This is a genomic window from Pseudomonas sp. Marseille-Q5115, assembly GCF_916618905.1.
In the GTDB taxonomy this organism is placed as follows: Bacteria; Pseudomonadota; Gammaproteobacteria; order Pseudomonadales; family Pseudomonadaceae; genus Aquipseudomonas; species Aquipseudomonas japonica_A.
The window spans coordinates 211,926-228,832 of sequence record NZ_CAKAKI010000001.1 but is presented as its reverse complement, the minus strand read 5'-3'; the positions used below and the strand labels follow the sequence as shown (position 1 = coordinate 228,832).

Below are 16,907 nucleotides of genomic sequence, written 5' to 3'. Positions count from 1 at the left end.
CACCTTGCGCGATTTCCTCGACGAAACGTTTACCCGGCTCAAGCGCAACGCCAGCGAGCTCGACGGCGCCAGCTCCGCGCTCCACCAGATCGCCCGGCAGATGGCCACCGGCACCGAGGAGCAGTTTACTCGTACCGACCAGGTCGCCACGGCCATGCATGAGATGTCCGCCACCGCCCAGGAAGTGGCCCACCATGCGCAGGAAGCCGCTCGGGCTGCGGAAGATGCGGACCACTCCGCTCACCAGGGCGGTGAGGTGATGCAGGCGACCATCGAGGCAATCGACCATATGCGGGTGGAAATCGAAACCACGGCGTCGGTGATCCGCAAGCTGGAAAACGACAGCGGCCGGGTGGGCAAGGTGCTTGAGGTGATTCGCGGGATCGCTGAACAAACCAACCTGTTGGCGTTGAACGCTGCGATCGAAGCGGCACGCGCCGGAGAGGCTGGGCGCGGCTTCGCGGTGGTGGCGGATGAAGTGCGCAGCCTGGCCCAGCGTACGTCCTCTTCGATCAGCGAGATCAACCAGATTATCGATGCCGTTCAACTGGGAACCACCGATGCGGCGCGGGCGATCGAGAGCGGCAAACAGCGCAGCGAGCAAAGCGTGGAGCACGTGAACAAGACCGGGGCGATGTTGCAGCGTATTACCTCCGCCATCGAAGCGATCCGCGGCATGAACCAGCAGATCGCCACAGCCGCCGAAGAGCAGACTGCGGTGGCCGAGGACATCTCGCGCAACCTCACCGAGATCACGACCATCGCCGTGGCCAACCAGCAAAGCGTGCAGGATACGGAGGGCGCCAGTGGGCGGCTGCATGACTTGTCTGGGCAACTGAATGCCCTGACGGCACGCCTGGGTAATTGATCCCGGCCGGCCCTGCCGCCGCGAACGCTGGCGGCGGCGGGCCGGGCGGCTAGACTTCCCCCACATGCAGTAAATCGAGGGCTGGCACGCGTGAAGATCCGCACAAAGATCATCGCTTCAGGCTTGATCACCTTGTTCTCGGTAGTGTTGCTGTCGGTGATCGGCACGCTGTGCTATCAGCAGATCGTGGCCGCGCTGAAAGAGAACGAAACCAGCCTGTTGGCGATACGGCAGCATATGCAGGCGGACATGATGCATGACGCCATCCGCGGCGACGTGCTGGCCGCGCTGCTCACCGCACCCGGGGATAACCAAGGCGCGGCGGCGGTGCGCGAAGGCTTCAACGAACATGCGCAAAGCATGCGCGATTCCACCCGCGCCAATGCCCAGGCGCCCCTCCCAGGTGAACTTTCCACCGCGCTTCAATCATTGCCCGCGCAGGCCGAGCGATATATCCAGAGCGCTAGCGCATTGATCGACGTAGCGGTTTCAGACCCCGCACGTGCTCAACCACTGCGCCCGGCTTTCAACGCGGCGTTTGAGGCGATGGAAGCCAGCAACGAAAAACTCAGCGATTTGATCGAGGCCAATGCCAGCGCCAGCAGTGAGCGACAGACCGCCACCCTGCTGGCCGCGGCACGCTGGCTGGCGCTGTGCGTTGTGATGATTGTGGTGGCGCTGGGCTTTCTCTGCCGCCAGGTACTCAGCGGCGTACTGCGCCCGCTGGCCGGCATCATTACCTCGGCCAAAGCCATTGCCGGCGGTGACCTCCGGCAGGCGCCGCCGCGCCACGCCAGCCGGGACGAAATGGGCGACCTGTTGCAAGCCATTGCAGAGATGCAGGGCAGTCTGCGGGAAATGATCGGCACGGTTCGGCATGAGAGCCAGGCGCTGCTTAGCGCCTCGCGCCAGCTGGGGCAAACGGCGGAAGACGTGGTGGCCAGCGCGGACGAACAGGCCGATAACGCCACCAGCGTGGCGGCCAGCATGGAACAGATGATGGCGAACATCACCCAGGTGGCGGACCATGCCGACACTGCCCGCGGCTTGTCGGCGCAATCGGAGGCGTTGGCTGGCAGCGGAGGCCAGGTCATCCTCGGGGTGGTGGGCAGCATGACGCGCATCGCCGAGGTGGTCAGCCAGTCATCCAACAGCATTGTTTCGCTCGACGCGTCCTCCGAGGAAATCCATTCGATCATCCAGGTGATCAAAAGCATTGCCGAGCAAACCAACTTGCTGGCGCTCAACGCCGCGATCGAGGCAGCCCGGGCAGGCGAAGCAGGGCGAGGTTTTGCCGTGGTTGCGGACGAAGTACGCGGGCTGGCGGCGCGCACCTCCAAGTCCACGCAGGAAATCACCGCCATGATCGAGCGCCTGCGTGGCAGCGCCCGGGACGCCGCCACCAATATGCAGGCCTGCGTGGCCCGCGTAGACGAAGGCGTTGCCCTGGCACAGGAAGCGGGGGTGTCGATCAACGAGATAAGAAGCGGCGCCCATAACGCCGCCGAGCGCGTTGAAGACATATCCAGCACCATCAGCGAGCAAAGCACGGCCAGCGATGAGATGGCGCGCCGGGTGACTGCCATCGCCGAGCGCTCCCGCAGCTATAGCGCTTCGATGCACCTGTTGCAGGAAACGGCTGCGCAGCTGAACGCGGCAGCTGCGGCCATGCAGGCGTCGATCGGGCGGTTTGAGGTGTGAGGCGGAGCGATAGTTTTTTCAGCAATAGAAAGCGGCGAGCAGATAGCAGGGATTTCGTTTCGACCTTAATATGCGTAAATTCGAATATACGAATTAGCAGATACAGGAATCCCCCGTGAGCCTCTCCCCTTCCACTGTTTTCAAATGCCTGGGAGACGAAACCCGGGCGCGGATCATGCTGATGCTGTTGGCCCAAGGCGAGCTTTGCGTGTGCGAGCTGATCTGGGCGCTGGACGATAGCCAGCCAAAGGTCTCCCGCCACCTCGCGCAGCTGCGTAATTGCGGCTTGCTTGAAGATCGCCGCCAAGGGCAGTGGATCTACTATCAGCTGCACTCACAACTACCCGACTGGGTGCGGGAAGTGCTGGCTGTAACGCTAAAGGCCAATCACGGCTGGATCGACCATGACGCTCACAGGCTTGCCTCGATGCAAAGCCGCCCCGTTCGCCAGACGTCCTGTTGCTGAGGTTTGACAATGCTGATTGCCGTAGCGATTTTCGTGTTCACCCTGGTGCTGGTGATCTGGCAGCCCAAGGGGCTGGGGGTAGGTTGGAGTGCGGCGGGCGGCGCCGTGCTGGCGCTGGTGACAGGGGTGGTGAGCCTGGGCGATGTGCCGGCGGTGTGGCATGTGGTGTGGAACGCCACGGCCACGTTCATTGCGATCATTATCATCAGCCTGTTGCTGGATGAAGCGGGGTTCTTCGAGTGGATTGCCTTGCACGTGGCCCGCTGGGGCCGGGGCAACGGCAGCCGTTTGTTTGCGCTGATGGTGCTGCTCGGCGCGGCCGTGTCCGCGGTATTCGCCAACGATGGCGCCGCGCTGATCCTTACCCCGATCGTGATCGCCATGCTCACCGCGCTGCGCTTCAGCCCGGCGGCTACGCTGGCGTTCGTGATGGCGGCGGGGTTTATCTCGGACACGGCAAGCCTGCCCATGGTGGTGTCCAACCTGGTAAATATCGTGTCGGCGGACTTCTTCAAGGTCGGGTTCGGCGAATACGCCTCCGTGATGTGGCCAGTGAATGTGGTGAGCGTGGCGGCCACCTTGCTGATGCTGTGGGTGTTCTACCGAAAGGACATCCCGGCCCGGTACGCGTCGGAAGCACTGCGCAAACCCGCTGAAGCTATCCATGACCGCGCCACATTCGTGGCCGGCTGGTGGGTACTGGCGCTATTGCTGTTGGGCCTGTTCGCACTGGAACCGCTCGGTGTGCCCGTGAGTGCGGTGGCTGCGGTGTGTGCGGTGATACTGCTGTTGATTGCCGGCAAAGGGCACCGCATTTCCACCCGTAAGGTGATCAGGCACGCGCCCTGGCATATCGTGGTGTTCTCGCTGGGCATGTACCTGGTGGTGTACGGGCTGCGTAACGCCGGCCTTACCGACGCCCTGGCCTCGGTGCTCGACGCGCTGGGCAAACAGGGGTTGTGGGCGGCCACGCTAGGTACCGGCATGATCGCCGCGCTGCTGTCCTCGGTGATGAACAACCTGCCCAGCGTACTGATCGGCGCCCTTTCGATTCAGGGCAGCCATGCCACCGGTGTAGTGCATCAGGCCATGGTGTACGCCAACGTCATCGGCTGCGATCTCGGCCCGAAAATCACGCCCATCGGCAGCCTCGCCACGCTGCTATGGCTTCACGTATTGGCGAAGAAGGACATCCGCATTACCTGGGGTTATTACTTCAAGGTTGGCAGCGTACTTACCCTCCCCATTTTACTGGTTACCCTGGCTGCGCTGGCGCTGCGGCTGAGCATCCACCCCTGAGAGCAAGCGATGAAAATTCTGTTCATGTGCACCGCCAACAGCTGCCGGAGCGTGCTCTCCGAAGGGCTGTTCAATCACCTGGCGCCCTCCGGCATGACCGCCGTGAGTTCGGGCAGCTTTCCCAGCGGCCGGCTGAACCCGCGCGCCATCAGCACGTTGCGGGCGCTGGGCGTGGACACGGCCCCGTTGTACAGCAAGGGCTCGGACAGCTTTGAGCACAACCCGCCCGACATCGTGATTACCGTGTGCGACAAGGCCAGCGGCGAGCCCTGCCCTGTTTACTTTGGCCCAGCGGTAAAAAGCCATTGGGGATTGGAAGACCCTTCCGAGGTAGCCGGAGATGATGAGCAGGTGCAGGCGGCGTTCGATGACACCGTGGCGCATATTCGCCGACGCTTCGAGGCGTTCTTTGCGCTGGACTTCGCAAGCATGAGCGCAGCCGACTTGAAGCAGGCGCTGGATCGGATTGGGGCGTTATAACCATGGCCATTGATTGCCAGATCCGCGTAGCCACCCCTTCAGACGCTGCGGCCATCCAGGCGATCTATGCGCCCGTGGTGGAACACACGGCGATCTCCTTTGAACTGGCGCCGCCCTCTGTCGAAGAGATCGCGCAGCGGATCACGGCTACGTTGCCGATGTTTCCGTACCTGGTTGCCGAAGAGGATGGCCAGGTGATGGGGTATGCCTATGCCAGCGCGCACCGGGCGAGGCTCGCGTATCGGTGGTCTGTGGATGTCACGGTGTACGTTGCGTCAAACGCCCACCGTAAAGGCATCGGCCGTGCACTCTACCAGCGCTTGCTGCCCTTGCTGGAACGCCAAGGGTTTCATGCGGCCTACGCGGGTATTGCCCTGCCGAATGCTGGGAGCATCGGGCTGCATGAAGCGCTAGGCTTCGTGCACATCGGCACCTACCCGGAAGTCGGGTTCAAGCACGGCAAATGGCATGACGTAGGGTATTGGCGCAGAGCTTTGAATGGGGCTACGCCGCCGGGCGAGGTGATTCCGTTTGCGGAGCTGGTGGTGGAGTGAGGTTGGGCGTTGCGATTGCGGGCGAGGCCGCGGGGGAGATGGTGCCGGAGACAGGAATCGAACCTGCGACCTTCGCGTTACGAGTGCGCTGCTCTACCGACTGAGCTACACCGGCGTGTTTCGGGTGTGTACGCTATCACCGCTCGGGCGCACGGGCAAGCCTTTGTAGAAGCTGGCTTTTTCAGGCGCCCGGGCAGGATTTCGGGGCGTAGGCGGCTGGGGCAGTGGTGGCGCAGGTCCAGGCCGGCGTTGCGTCCCGTGTCCAGGTGATGGTTTGGCCATCCACCGAAGCGGGGGCATTGGTAATGGTGCAGACAATAGTGCCAAGGCCAGTGGCGGCCGTACCGCTCGCTGCAATAGTGCCGCAGGTTCCGGTCGACGCCTGGCCACCGATCTCGCCTGGGGCGGTTACGTTGCTGCCCGATTCGAGACGGTCCTGGAAACCGGCTTTGAGCGCGGACGTTTCCGCCACGCCTGCCAACACCTTGGCTCGGGCTTGGTAAGACGTATATGCGGGAATCGCGATCGCCGCGAGTATGCCGATTATCGCTACTACGACCATCAACTCGATCAGGGTAAAGCCTTTTGCGCTTTTCACGGCTGCGCTCCCTGCAAAGAATCAAGGCCCGGAAACGAGCCTTGATATCTGCCAGTTAGCTGCCGGTGCAGCCTTTAGGCCTGTATTCTTCAGCGATGCTGGTGTTGGTAGCACAGGTCCAACCCGCCGCCGCAGTACGGGTAAGCGTTATAGTACCGCCTGCAACTGCAGCTGGAGCGTTAAGCAGCGTGCAAGTGAGCGTTCCCGTTTGGCTGAAAGTGATCCCATAAGTACAGTTCGCGGACGAAGCTGCTACGCCTAACGCTGCCGCGTCGGCACTTGTTGCTCCGTTATTCAGCAGATCTTCGAAGTTAGTTTTCATGGCAGAAATTTCGGCAAACCCAGCCGAGACTTTTGCCCGCGCCTGATACTTCGAATAAGCCGGAATAGCAATCGCCGCCAAAATACCGATGATCGCAACCACGATCATCAATTCAATAAGGGTAAAACCCTTCTGATTCTTCATACTCGTTCTCCTAATGCGACAAGGCCTTGTGACCTGAAAGCCATGGAGCAACCGCCATGCCAAGCGCCAGAGGGCAACGTTTCCGGCCCAACACCGGCAATGGCCATCATTTTGCCCATACCTCCGCTTCGTCGCTAACTGACGTTTTTTGTCACTTTGCCCCAATCATTTGGCACCCGCAGGTGGACTAGGCTATAAACGAGCGACCGAAGGAGTCTGGCTACCCATGAATGACATCGCCCTAACCGGCCTGGCCAAGCAGTTGGTCGTTGCAGAACTGTTGAACGAGAAAAACGCCCAGCAGGCGTTCCAGCAGGCCCAACGCAACAAGATCCCGCTGGTGCATTACCTCGTGCAAACGAAGCTGGTGCGTGGGCGGGACATCGCGGAGCTGGCGGCGGACCAGTTCGGCATGGCGGTGCTGGATATTTCCACCATCGACAAGGACGCGTTCCCGCAAGGTGTAGTCAACGAGCGGCTGGTACGCCAGCATCGGGCCTTGCCGCTGTGGCGCCGGGGCAACAAGCTGTTCATTGCTCTGTCGGACCCTACCAACCAGCAAGCCATCACAGACATCCAGTTCAACACCGGGCTGAACGCAGAAGCCATTCTGGTAGAGGACGACAAGCTCAGCGACGCGATTGACCGCTTCTTCGAGAGCAACACTGGCCTTGAGGACCTGGCCGATGTGGACCTCGATGGCCTGGATATCGAATCCACCGATGACAAGCGCGACGACGCGCCGGGTGGGGACGCCGACGACGCACCGGTGGTTCGCTTCGTGAACAAGATGCTGTTGGATGCGATCCGCAGCGGCTCATCCGACCTTCACTTCGAGCCTTACGAACGGGCCTATCGGGTGCGCTTCCGTACCGACGGCATGCTGCGGGAGATTGCCCGACCCCCTATCAGCCTGGCGGGGCGGATTGCCGCGCGCCTGAAGGTGATGGCCAGCCTGGATATTTCCGAGCGCCGCAAGCCCCAGGACGGGCGCATCAAGATGCGCATTTCCAAGAGCAAGGCCATCGACTTCCGGGTCAACACCTTGCCCACGCTGTGGGGCGAGAAGATCGTGATGCGTATCCTGGACCCCACCAGCGCCCAGCTGGGTATCGACGCACTGGGGTATGAGGAAAACCAGAAGCAGTTGTATCTGGACGCGCTCAGCCAGCCTCAAGGGATGATCCTGGTAACCGGGCCTACCGGTTCGGGTAAAACCGTGTCGCTGTACACCGGCCTTAACATCCTCAATACGGTGGACATCAATATCTCCACGGCCGAGGACCCGGTGGAAATCAACATGGAAGGCATCAATCAGGTGAACGTGAACCCGCGGCAGGGGATGGACTTCGCCTCGGCGCTGCGCTCGTTCCTCCGGCAAGACCCTGACGTGATCATGGTGGGGGAAATCCGCGACCTGGAAACCGCCGAAATCGCCATCAAGGCGGCGCAAACCGGCCACCTTGTACTGTCCACCCTGCACACCAACAGCGCGGCGGAAACCCTCACCCGCTTGCAGAACATGGGTGTGGCCGGCTTTAACATCGCAACCTCGGTGAACTTGATCATCGCCCAGCGGCTGGCGCGCAAGTTGTGCCCGCACTGCAAGCAAGAGGCGGATATCCCCCGTGACGTATTGATCGAGGAAGGCTTCCCGCCGGAAAGCATCGGCACGTTCAAGGTGTATGAGCCCAAAGGGTGTGACCAGTGCAACAATGGTTACCGCGGCCGACAGGGTATCTATGAGGTGGTGAAAAACACCCCGGCGCTACAACGGCTGATCATGGAAGCTGCGAACTCCATCGATATTGCCGTGCAAATGCGGGCTGAAGGTTTCAGCGACCTGCGCCAGTCCGGGTTAGCGAAGGTGATACAGGGTGTAACCAGCCTGGAAGAAGTCAACCGGGTGACCAAGGACTAAGCCATGGCCGTAAAAGCAGTAAAGCCAATCAAGCCGTCCGTATTCAGCTGGCAGGGTGTCGACCGCAAGGGTGCGAAGGTCAGTGGGCAGATGTCTGCGGCCAGCGTTGCCCTTGTGAAAGCGCAACTGCGGCGCCAGGGCATCAATCCCGGCAAGGTTAAAAAACAAGCAACGTCACTGTTCGGCAAAGGCAAAAAGATCAAGCCGCTGGACATCGCCTTCTTTACTCGCCAAATGGCGACGATGATGCGAGCCGGCGTGCCCATGCTGCAGTCCTTCGACATCATCATCGAGGGGGTGGATAACCCCAACATGAAGAAGCTGGTCGACGAACTGAAGCAGGAAGTTGCGGCGGGTAACAGTTTCGCCAACTCTCTGCGGCGCAAGCCCGAATACTTCGACGATTTGTATTGCAACCTGGTAAATGCCGGCGAACAGGCCGGTGCGCTGGAAACGCTGCTGGACCGGGTGGCGACCTACAAGGAAAAGACCGAGGCATTGAAGGCCAAGATCAAGAAAGCGATGACCTACCCTATCGCCGTTCTCGTTGTTGCCTGTGTGGTTTCGGCGATCCTGCTGATCAAGGTGGTTCCGCAGTTTAAAAGTGTATTCGAAGGGTTCGGGGCTGAACTCCCGGCGTTTACGCAGATGGTCATCAACCTATCCGAGGCCTTGCAGGCGTGGTGGTATATCGTCCTGGCGGGAATCGTTGGGGTGATATACGTGTTCCGCCGTTTGCATAAAACCAACCAGCGGTTCCGCGATAGTGTGGACAGGTTCCTTCTGAAGATCCCTATCGTGGGCGGCATTCTCTACAAATCGTCAGTGGCCCGCTTCGCTCGCACCCTATCGACTACGTTCGCAGCGGGCGTACCCTTGGTTGAGGCACTGGATTCTGTCGCTGGGGCCACGGGCAACGTGGTGTTCAAGCGCGCGGTTTATCAAATCCGCCAGGATGTTTCCACGGGCATGCAACTCAATGTCTCGATGCGAAACACCGGAGCGTTCCCCAGCATGGCAATCCAGATGACGTCCATCGGCGAAGAGTCCGGCGCGCTGGACGGCATGCTGGACAAGGTTGCCAGTTATTTTGAAGGCGAGGTGGATAATTCCGTCGACAACCTCACCACCCTCATGGAACCCATGATCATGGCTGTGCTCGGCGTACTCGTCGGCGGGTTGGTGATCGCCATGTACCTTCCCATCTTCCAGCTCGGTTCTGTCGTTTAAATGCCTGCTTTCGACCTTCTGGCCAGCTCACCGCTGGCCACCTCCCTCTGCGCGCTGTTGTTGGGCCTGCTAGTGGGCAGCTTCCTCAATGTGGTGATTCACCGCTTGCCCATCATGATGAACGCCGACTGGCGCAAGCAGGCCCGGGAATACCTCAAGCTTGAAGAGGAAACCCCAGGGCCTGTGTATAACCTGATGGTGCCGCGCTCGGCCTGCCCGCAGTGCGGCCATCGCATCAGCGCTGTGGAAAACATCCCCATTGTGAGTTACCTCTGGCTGCGCGGACGTTGCTCGGGCTGCCAGGCACACATCCCACGCCGTTACCCGCTGGTAGAACTGGCGTGCGGGCTGCTGTCGGCCTTTATCGCCTGGCACTTCGGCGCTACCTGGCAGGGGGCGGCCATGTCGCTGCTCACGTGGGGCTTGCTGGCGATGAGCATGATCGACGTGGATCACCAGCTGCTGCCTGATACCTTGGTGCTGCCGTTGTTGTGGCTGGGCCTGATCGTGAATGCCCTTGGGCTGTTCGTGCCGCTGGCGGATGCGCTGTGGGGGGCCGTGGCCGGCTACCTCAGCCTGTGGCTGGTGTTCTGGGTATTCCGCCTGCTTACTGGCAAAGAAGGCATGGGTTATGGGGACTTCAAGCTGCTGTCGCTGATTGGCGCCTGGGGTGGCTGGCAAGTGCTGCCGCTGACCATACTGCTTTCCAGTGCGGTGGGCGCCGTGCTGGGCACGCTCATGCTGCGCGCCCGGGGTGCCAGCCATGCCGCGCCCATCCCTTTCGGGCCCTACCTGGCGGTTGCCGGCTGGATCGCGCTGATCTGGGGTGATGAAATAACCACGTCCTATCTTCAGCTCGCGGGGTTCGGCCAATGAGCGCAAGCAAATCGCACCCTTGGGTGCTAGGCCTTACGGGCGGTATCGGCAGCGGCAAAAGCGCGGCGGCGGACCGCTTCGCCCAGCTGGGGCTGGAAGTGGTAGACGCCGACCAGGCCTCGCGCTGGGTGGTAGAACCCGGCCGGCCGGCGCTGGCGGCGTTGGCAGAGCACTTTGGCGAGGGCATTGTGCAGGCGGACGGCACCTTGCACCGCGCCGAGCTGCGCAAGCGCATCTTCGAAAGCACCGACGAGCGCCTGTGGGTAGAAAAGCTGCTGCACCCATTGATTGCCACGGAAATTGCCCAGCGCCTGCAGGCGGCGAAATCGCCGTATGCCGTGTTTGTTTCGCCATTGATGATCGAGTCCGGGCAGTACCGCCTGGCCAACCGCCTGCTGGTGATCGACGCCCCGCGGGAGCTTCAGGTCGAACGAACCTTACGGCGGGACGGCAGCAGCCAGACGCAGATCGACGCCATACTGGCCGCCCAGGCCACCCGGGAGGACCGCCGGGCCTTGGCCGATGACGTTATTCTCAACGACAATACCCTCGAACACCTCCAGGCGGAGGTAGACCGCCTGCACCTTGTTTACTTGTCTTTAGCTGGAATGCATTCATGACCCAACCCACCCTCGTCAATTGCCCCACCTGTGGGGCCCCTGTGGAATGGAGCAGTGCCTCCCCCAACCGGCCCTTCTGTTCGGACCGCTGCAAGCTGATCGACCTGGGCGCCTGGGCGTCCGAAGAGCACAAGATTGCCGGCCGCGAAGAGTCCGAGGATGAGCTGTTTTCCGGCGATTTGCCGCCCAGCCATCACTAAGCCTGCTGTTCAGGGCTTGTCGTCCTTCGCCATGGCTGTTACGAATAGCCCAAGCCGCACATGAGGCAAGGCCATGGACGATTCCGACTACCTGCGCCTGTTGACCACCCAGGCCGAAGAAGCGAACGCGCTGCTCTCCAATGCGCGCAAGTGGGAGCGCGAGCGTTGGGTGTGCCAGCGGCTGCTGCAAGGCCTGAACATCGCCTACAGCACGGAGGAGTTCCTGCCGGTAGGCCAGGAGCCGCCCGACGTGCTGTTTCGCGACGCCAACTTCGAAGTGTTCTTTGTGCTGGACGAAGGCCGCCGCCTCAATGATGAGTGGCGCGAGGAGTTGCAACGCCGCCGCAGCGCCTTCTCCCTCAGCCAGCTAGTACGCCGGGAAGCTCGGCCCAAACGCATCCGCGCCCCGGAGCTGCTGACGCGGCTGGGGCCTACCTTGCGCAAGAAAGCCCACAACTACCTGGAACGAGGCCTGGACCTGGGCGAGCTGGACATGATCGCCTTCGCCAGCCTCAAGCGCGACGTGCTCAACCTCAACAGCCATTTCCCCCCACCCACAGAGTACCTGCGCCAGGGCTGGCGGTCGTTGTCGCTGGTGGGGCCCAACTTTGCGCGGGTGCTGTTCGCCCACCCGGATGCGCCCGACTTTCTGCGGGCGAACCTGGGCCGAAGCATTCTGTTCGACGTGGGGATAACCCTGTGACAACCGCGCCCATGGCGCCGCGCCCGGGACAGTGTTAAAACTAGCGCATTGCGTACACCTGCCGGCCTGTCGAATGCCCGCCCCTCGCCTTACCGCACCGCTGCCCTCCTCTTCCAGCCCTGGAAAAATGCCAGCTCGCTGCGTGCAACATTTTGCCCGGCGCCGCGGTCTATTCGCGCAACCTGAACACTGCCTCAGCCTGGATGGGCGCTCGAAGCTGCCTTGCGCTCGCCCCGTCCAGTCGCCCTCGCCGCCCATTGCGGCCAGGGAGCACGGATTTTTCAACCTTACGAGATACCTCCATGAAACATCGCATCGTGATCGTTGGCGGCGGCGCCGGCGGCCTGGAACTGGCGACCCGCCTGGGTAAAACCCTGGGCAAACGCGGCAAGGCCAGCGTTACCCTGGTGGATGCCAACCTGACCCACATCTGGAAACCCCTGCTGCACGAAGTGGCGGCGGGCTCCTTGAACTCGTCCGGCGACGAGCTCAATTACCTCGCCCAGGCCAAGTGGAACCACTTCGAGTTCCAGCTGGGCCGTATGAGTGGGCTGGACCGCGCCAACCAGCGGATCACCCTGGCCGCTACGCTGGACGACAGCGGCACCGAGCTGGTACCGGAGCGTGAACTGGCCTACGACACGCTGGTGATCGCCGTGGGCAGCACCACCAACGATTTCGGCACCAAGGGCGCGGCCGAGCATTGCCTGTTCCTGGACACCCGCAAGCAGGCCGAGCGCTTCCACCAGCAGCTGCTGAACGCCTACCTGCGGGCCCACGCGCAGGAAGACTCGCATCAGGAAGAGATCACCGTGGCCATCGTCGGCGCGGGCGCAACTGGCGTAGAACTCGCCGCCGAACTGCACCATGCCGCCCACGAGCTGGCCGCCTATGGCCTGGGCCGTATTCGCCCGGAAAACATGCGCATCACCGTAATCGAGGCAGGCCCACGGGTATTGCCTGCCTTGCCTGAGCGGATCAGCACACCGGTGCACCGCACCCTGGAAAAACTGGGCGTAACGGTACTCACCGGTGCCGCCGTAAGCGAGGTGACCGCCGACAGCCTGCACACCACCGACGGCAAGGTGATTCCGGCGCGGCTGAAGGTGTGGGCGGCAGGCATTCGTGCCCCAGCCTTCCTGGAAAACCTCGGCGGCCTGGAAACCAACCGCATCAACCAGTTGCAGGTGCGCCCTACCCTGCAAACCACGCTGGATGACAATATCTTCGCCTTCGGTGACTGCGCCGCCTGCCCGCAGCCCGGCAGCGACCGTAACGTACCGCCACGGGCCCAGGCCGCGCACCAGCAAGCCTCGCTGCTGGTGAAGTCACTCAAGGCTCGGCTCGAAGGCGGCACGCTGCCCGAATATCGCTACACCGACTACGGTTCGCTCATTTCCCTCAGCCGTTTCTCGGCGGTGGGTAACCTGATGGGCAACCTTACCGGCAGCGTGATGCTGGAAGGCTGGCTGGCGCGGATGTTCTACGTGTCGCTGTACCGCATGCACCAGATGGCGCTGTATGGCCCGTTCCGTACTGCCATGTCCATGCTGGGCAGCCGCCTGGGGCGCGGCACCGAGCCACGGCTCAAGCTGCACTGAGATGTAGCAGCCGACGTAGCCGGCGAACGTGCCCGCCTTGCAACCAGGAGCGTGCTGTTCGCCGGCTTCGCCGACTCCTACATCATGTGGTATCCAGCTGGAAAAATGCCGCTTGCCATACCTGTATATACAGGTTTAGATAACAGGCATTGCCCACGTACCAGGATACTTCTCCATGCCTGCGCCCCTCACCATCCAGCCCGGCTCGTTCGACCTCGCTCAACTGCGTGACATCTACCATTCCCGGGTGCCTTTCGAGCTTGATCCGGGCGCCCGGGCAACCGTGGACGAAGCGGCGGCGACGGTCACCCGGATCATTGCCAGCAAGCGTACGGTGTATGGCATCAATACAGGGTTTGGGCTGCTGGCGCGTACTTCCATCCCGGAAGAATCCCTGACCAAGCTGCAGCGCAACCTGCTGCTCAGCCATTGCACCGGGACGGGCCCGCTGCTGGATGATGCAACCGTTGGCCTGATACTCGCATTGAAGGTCGCTTCGCTGGCGCGGGGCTTTTCGGGCGTGCGCTGGCAGGTGATCGAAGGGCTGAGCGCACTCTATAACGCGCAGGTTTACCCCTGCGTGCCGTCGCAAGGCTCGGTAGGTGCTTCGGGGGACCTTGCACCGTTGGCGCACTTGGCCGCTGTGCTGATCGGCGTGGGCCGGGTACGGCATGAAGGTCGTGAAATGGACGCCACCGAAGGCCTGGCCATTGCCGGCCTGAAACCGCTGGAGCTTGGCCCGAAGGAAGGCCTGGCCCTGATCAACGGCACACAAGTTTCCACGGCCCTGGCACTGCGTGGTTTGTTCGCGGCCGAGCGCCTGTTCAGCGCGGCGGTGGTGGCTGGGAGCCTCACTGTTGAAGCGCTCAGAGGTTCGGACGTGCCGTTCGACCCACGCATCCAGGCCGTGCGCGGCCAGCCAGGGCAGATCGACGTAGCCGCGTTTTACCGGGAATTGCTGGCGAGCAGCGAAATCCGGGAATCCCATCGGGATTGCCCGCGCGTGCAGGACCCGTACTCGTTGCGTTGCCAGCCACAGGTGATGGGCGCTTGCCTGGACCACATGCGCTTCGCCGCCAGCGTATTCCTGCGCGAAGCGAACGCTGTGTCAGATAACCCGCTGGTGTTCAGCGCGGACGGCGACGTGCTGTCGGGCGGTAACTTCCACGCCGAGCCCGTAGCCATGGCGGCGGACGTACTGGCGCTGGCCATCTCGGAAATCGGCGCATTGTCAGAGCGCCGTACCGCTCAGTTGGTAGACCCTGCGCTGTCCGGGTTGCCAGCCTTCCTGGTGAAAGAAGGCGGCCTGAATTCCGGCTTCATGATCGCTCAGGTAACCGCCGCGGCGCTGGCGTCGGAGAACAAGACCCTGGCTCACCCCGCCTCGGTGGACAGCCTGCCTACCTCCGCCAACCAGGAAGACCACGTGTCCATGGCCACCTTCGCTGCTCGCCGGTTGCAGGACATGGCCGGCAATAGCAGCGCGGTGGTGGCCATCGAGCTGCTCGGCGCAGCCCAGGGCATCGACCTGCTGGCCCCCCTGAAAACCTCGCCCCAGCTTAAGGCCGTGATGGAGTTGATCCGCTCGCAAGTGGACCATTACCACGAAGACCGCTACTTTGCTCCCGACATCGCCTGCGCCCGAGCCTGGGTCGAAGGCGGCGCCTTCGAGGCGTGGATGCCGGTGGGGCGGTTGTATAACGCCTGACGCTTACCGGGCTGGCACGCGAACCGCCGCCGGCTCGGCCTTGCGTTTACGCACCGACATCACAGCAACCAACGAGATAGCCGCAGTCACCAGCAGGTAAATCGCGACCGGTTGCCAGGCGCCCTGGTACTTGCCCAGCAGCCAGGTTGCGATCAGCGGCGCCGTGCCGCCGGCCAGCGCCGCCCCCAGTTGATAGCCGAGCGTGATGCCCGTATAGCGCACACGGGTGCTGAAGATTTCCGAAGACAAGGTACCCAATACCGCAGTGATCGGCGCCCACAGCAACCCGAGGGCGATGACCGTAGCCGTGGTGATGCCCCACACGCTTCGGGTATCGAGCAGCATGAAATACGGGTAGATGAAGGCGGCGCTAAGCACGATGCCCAGCGTATACACCGTGCGGCGGCCCAGCTTATCGGACAGCCAGCCCATCACAGGGATCATCACGGAGGCGACCACTGCCGCGCACATCACCGCATGCAGCGCATCGACCTTGCTGTAGCCAAGGTTGCCAGTGGCGTAGCTGACCACGAACGTCGAGAAGATATAGAACGGCGCGGTTTCCACCACCTTCAAACCAGCGGCGATCAGTACTTCACGCCAGTGATTGCGCAGGGTTTCGACGATAGGCATTTTGGCCACATTGCCCGTGGCCTTCGCAGCTTCGAAATCCGGGGTTTCGCCGATGCCCGAGCGAATCCACAGGCCAAGAAACACCAGGCCGGCGCTCAACAGAAACGGCACGCGCCAGCCCCAGCTTAGAAAATCCTCTTCGGGCAACAGCGCCATCAGGCTGACCGCCAAGGTCGCCAGCAGCATGCCGATGGTTACCCCCACCTGCGGAATGCTGCCAAACAAGCCTTTGCGGTGCGCTGGTGCATATTCATATGCCAGCAACAGCGCCCCGCCCCACTCGCCCCCGATGCCAAGCCCCTGAATCACGCGCAGCGTGACCAGCAGAATAGGTGCCGCGATACCGATGGCCGAATACGTAGGCAGCAGGCCGATCGCCACAGTTGCCCCACCCATGAGCGAGAGCGTGAGTACCAGGGTTTTCTTGCGGCCGATGCGGTCGCCGATGTGGGCGAACACTACCCCGCCAATAGGGCGGATGAAGAAGGTGAGGGAGAACGTGAGGTATGAGAGCAACAACGCCACTACCGGCTCGAAGCTTGGGAAGAACAGCTTGTTGAAGACCAGGGCGGCGGCAGTGCCGTAGAGAAAGTAGTCGAACCATTCGATCGAGCTGCCTGTAAGGCTGGCGATCAATGCACGCCCTCCGCCCGCAGGGGCGGCTCTCGAATTGGGTAAGGCCATGGAACACTCCGGATTGTTATTAGTAATACCCGAGGAGCAACCCATACTGCTTATCCAGTTGCACCCGAGGGCGCCGATGGTATTCACCCATTTGTAGTGGCCGCAAGAGGCTGGAACGATAGTCCTGAAAATATTTTTAAAATAAGCGAAATTTATAGGTTTATGCACTGTTACAAACCATTAATTCACGTTTTAAGCCTAAAGAGCACCAAAACGGTTCATAAAAGCTGAATGGATTAAGCCGAAATCAAGGCGAGCAACCGGGTTGCATCTTATCGGTATTTACTTATAGGCTGATA

The 16,907-nt window shown here is 61.8% G+C and carries 16 protein-coding genes, 1 tRNA gene and 2 pseudogenes; 15 read left to right on the top strand and 4 right to left on the bottom strand.

Annotated features, from left to right (window positions below; translation table 11 throughout):
* Positions 1-100 precede the first annotated feature (100 nt).
* From LG385_RS25580 to LG385_RS01075, 7 genes and pseudogenes are all read left to right on the top strand, one after another.
* Positions 101-868, top strand: coding sequence for a methyl-accepting chemotaxis protein (locus tag LG385_RS25580; protein ID WP_413247346.1), 768 nt, complete (start codon positions 101-103; stop codon positions 866-868).
* 90 nt (positions 869-958) lie between these two features.
* Positions 959-1,468: pseudogene (locus tag LG385_RS25575) on the top strand (MCP four helix bundle domain-containing protein); the annotation flags it as partial.
* A gap of 63 nt (positions 1,469-1,531) precedes the next feature.
* Positions 1,532-2,416: pseudogene (locus LG385_RS25570) on the top strand (methyl-accepting chemotaxis protein); the annotation flags it as partial.
* 268 nt (positions 2,417-2,684) lie between these two features.
* Positions 2,685-3,035 carry a metalloregulator ArsR/SmtB family transcription factor gene (locus LG385_RS01090; protein WP_225771770.1) on the top strand — a complete coding sequence of 117 codons (351 nt, stop codon included), beginning with the start codon at positions 2,685-2,687 and terminating at the stop codon, positions 3,033-3,035.
* 9 nt (positions 3,036-3,044) lie between these two features.
* Entirely contained in the window at positions 3,045-4,334 is a 1,290-nt protein-coding gene (locus LG385_RS01085) for an arsenic transporter (protein WP_225771768.1), read from the top strand.
* Between the two features lie 9 nt (positions 4,335-4,343).
* Positions 4,344-4,814 carry an arsenate reductase ArsC gene (locus LG385_RS01080; protein WP_225771766.1) on the top strand — a complete coding sequence of 157 codons (471 nt, stop codon included), beginning with the start codon at positions 4,344-4,346 and terminating at the stop codon, positions 4,812-4,814.
* Positions 4,815-4,816: 2 nt separating this feature from the next.
* A complete protein-coding gene (locus tag LG385_RS01075; protein ID WP_225771764.1) occupies positions 4,817-5,368 on the top strand; it encodes an arsinothricin resistance N-acetyltransferase ArsN1 family B in 552 nt (183 codons plus the stop codon).
* A gap of 39 nt (positions 5,369-5,407) precedes the next feature.
* Here the strand turns inward: LG385_RS01075 and LG385_RS01070 are convergent.
* The 3 genes from LG385_RS01070 to LG385_RS01060 form a co-directional block, all read right to left on the bottom strand.
* Positions 5,408-5,483: transfer RNA gene (locus LG385_RS01070), tRNA-Thr, on the bottom strand.
* Positions 5,484-5,549: 66 nt separating this feature from the next.
* Complete coding sequence (locus LG385_RS01065) at positions 5,550-5,966, bottom strand: pilin (protein ID WP_225771762.1); 417 nt, start codon at positions 5,964-5,966, stop codon at positions 5,550-5,552.
* Between the two features lie 55 nt (positions 5,967-6,021).
* Positions 6,022-6,432, bottom strand: coding sequence for a pilin (locus LG385_RS01060; RefSeq protein WP_181115599.1), 411 nt, complete (start codon positions 6,430-6,432; stop codon positions 6,022-6,024).
* A 226-nt stretch (positions 6,433-6,658) separates the two neighbouring features.
* Between LG385_RS01060 and pilB the strand changes: the two genes are divergently transcribed.
* The 8 genes from pilB to hutH all read left to right on the top strand — a co-directional run bounded on the left by pilB (position 6,659) and on the right by hutH (position 15,291).
* The gene (gene pilB / locus LG385_RS01055; protein WP_225771760.1) at positions 6,659-8,353 is read left to right on the top strand and encodes a type IV-A pilus assembly ATPase PilB; all 1,695 of its coding nucleotides are present in this window, start codon (positions 6,659-6,661) and stop codon (positions 8,351-8,353) included.
* Positions 8,354-8,356: 3 nt separating this feature from the next.
* Positions 8,357-9,583 (top strand): type II secretion system F family protein, encoded by a 1,227-nt coding sequence (locus tag LG385_RS01050; protein WP_225771758.1) that lies wholly within the window; start codon positions 8,357-8,359, stop codon positions 9,581-9,583.
* Positions 9,584-10,459 (top strand): prepilin peptidase, encoded by an 876-nt coding sequence (locus LG385_RS01045; protein WP_225771756.1) that lies wholly within the window; start codon positions 9,584-9,586, stop codon positions 10,457-10,459.
* Complete coding sequence (gene coaE, locus LG385_RS01040; protein ID WP_225771754.1) at positions 10,456-11,079, top strand: dephospho-CoA kinase; 624 nt, start codon at positions 10,456-10,458, stop codon at positions 11,077-11,079. Before LG385_RS01045 ends, coaE begins: the two co-directional genes overlap by 4 nt.
* A complete protein-coding gene (yacG, locus tag LG385_RS01035; protein ID WP_181115608.1) occupies positions 11,076-11,279 on the top strand; it encodes a DNA gyrase inhibitor YacG in 204 nt (67 codons plus the stop codon). The genes coaE and yacG overlap by 4 nt, the downstream gene beginning before the upstream one ends.
* A 73-nt stretch (positions 11,280-11,352) precedes the next feature.
* On the top strand, positions 11,353-11,982 hold the full coding sequence (locus LG385_RS01030) for a DUF1780 domain-containing protein (protein ID WP_181115610.1): 630 nt from the start codon (positions 11,353-11,355) through the stop codon (positions 11,980-11,982).
* A 302-nt stretch (positions 11,983-12,284) separates the two neighbouring features.
* Complete coding sequence (locus LG385_RS01025) at positions 12,285-13,583, top strand: NAD(P)/FAD-dependent oxidoreductase (RefSeq protein ID WP_225771752.1); 1,299 nt, start codon at positions 12,285-12,287, stop codon at positions 13,581-13,583.
* Between the two features lie 175 nt (positions 13,584-13,758).
* On the top strand, positions 13,759-15,291 hold the full coding sequence (hutH, locus tag LG385_RS01020) for a histidine ammonia-lyase (RefSeq protein WP_225771749.1): 1,533 nt from the start codon (positions 13,759-13,761) through the stop codon (positions 15,289-15,291).
* Between the two features lie 3 nt (positions 15,292-15,294).
* Here hutH and LG385_RS01015 read toward each other — a convergent pair whose 3' ends face one another.
* Positions 15,295-16,608, bottom strand: coding sequence for an MFS transporter (locus LG385_RS01015; RefSeq protein ID WP_225771747.1), 1,314 nt, complete (start codon positions 16,606-16,608; stop codon positions 15,295-15,297).
* Positions 16,609-16,907 lie beyond the last annotated feature (299 nt).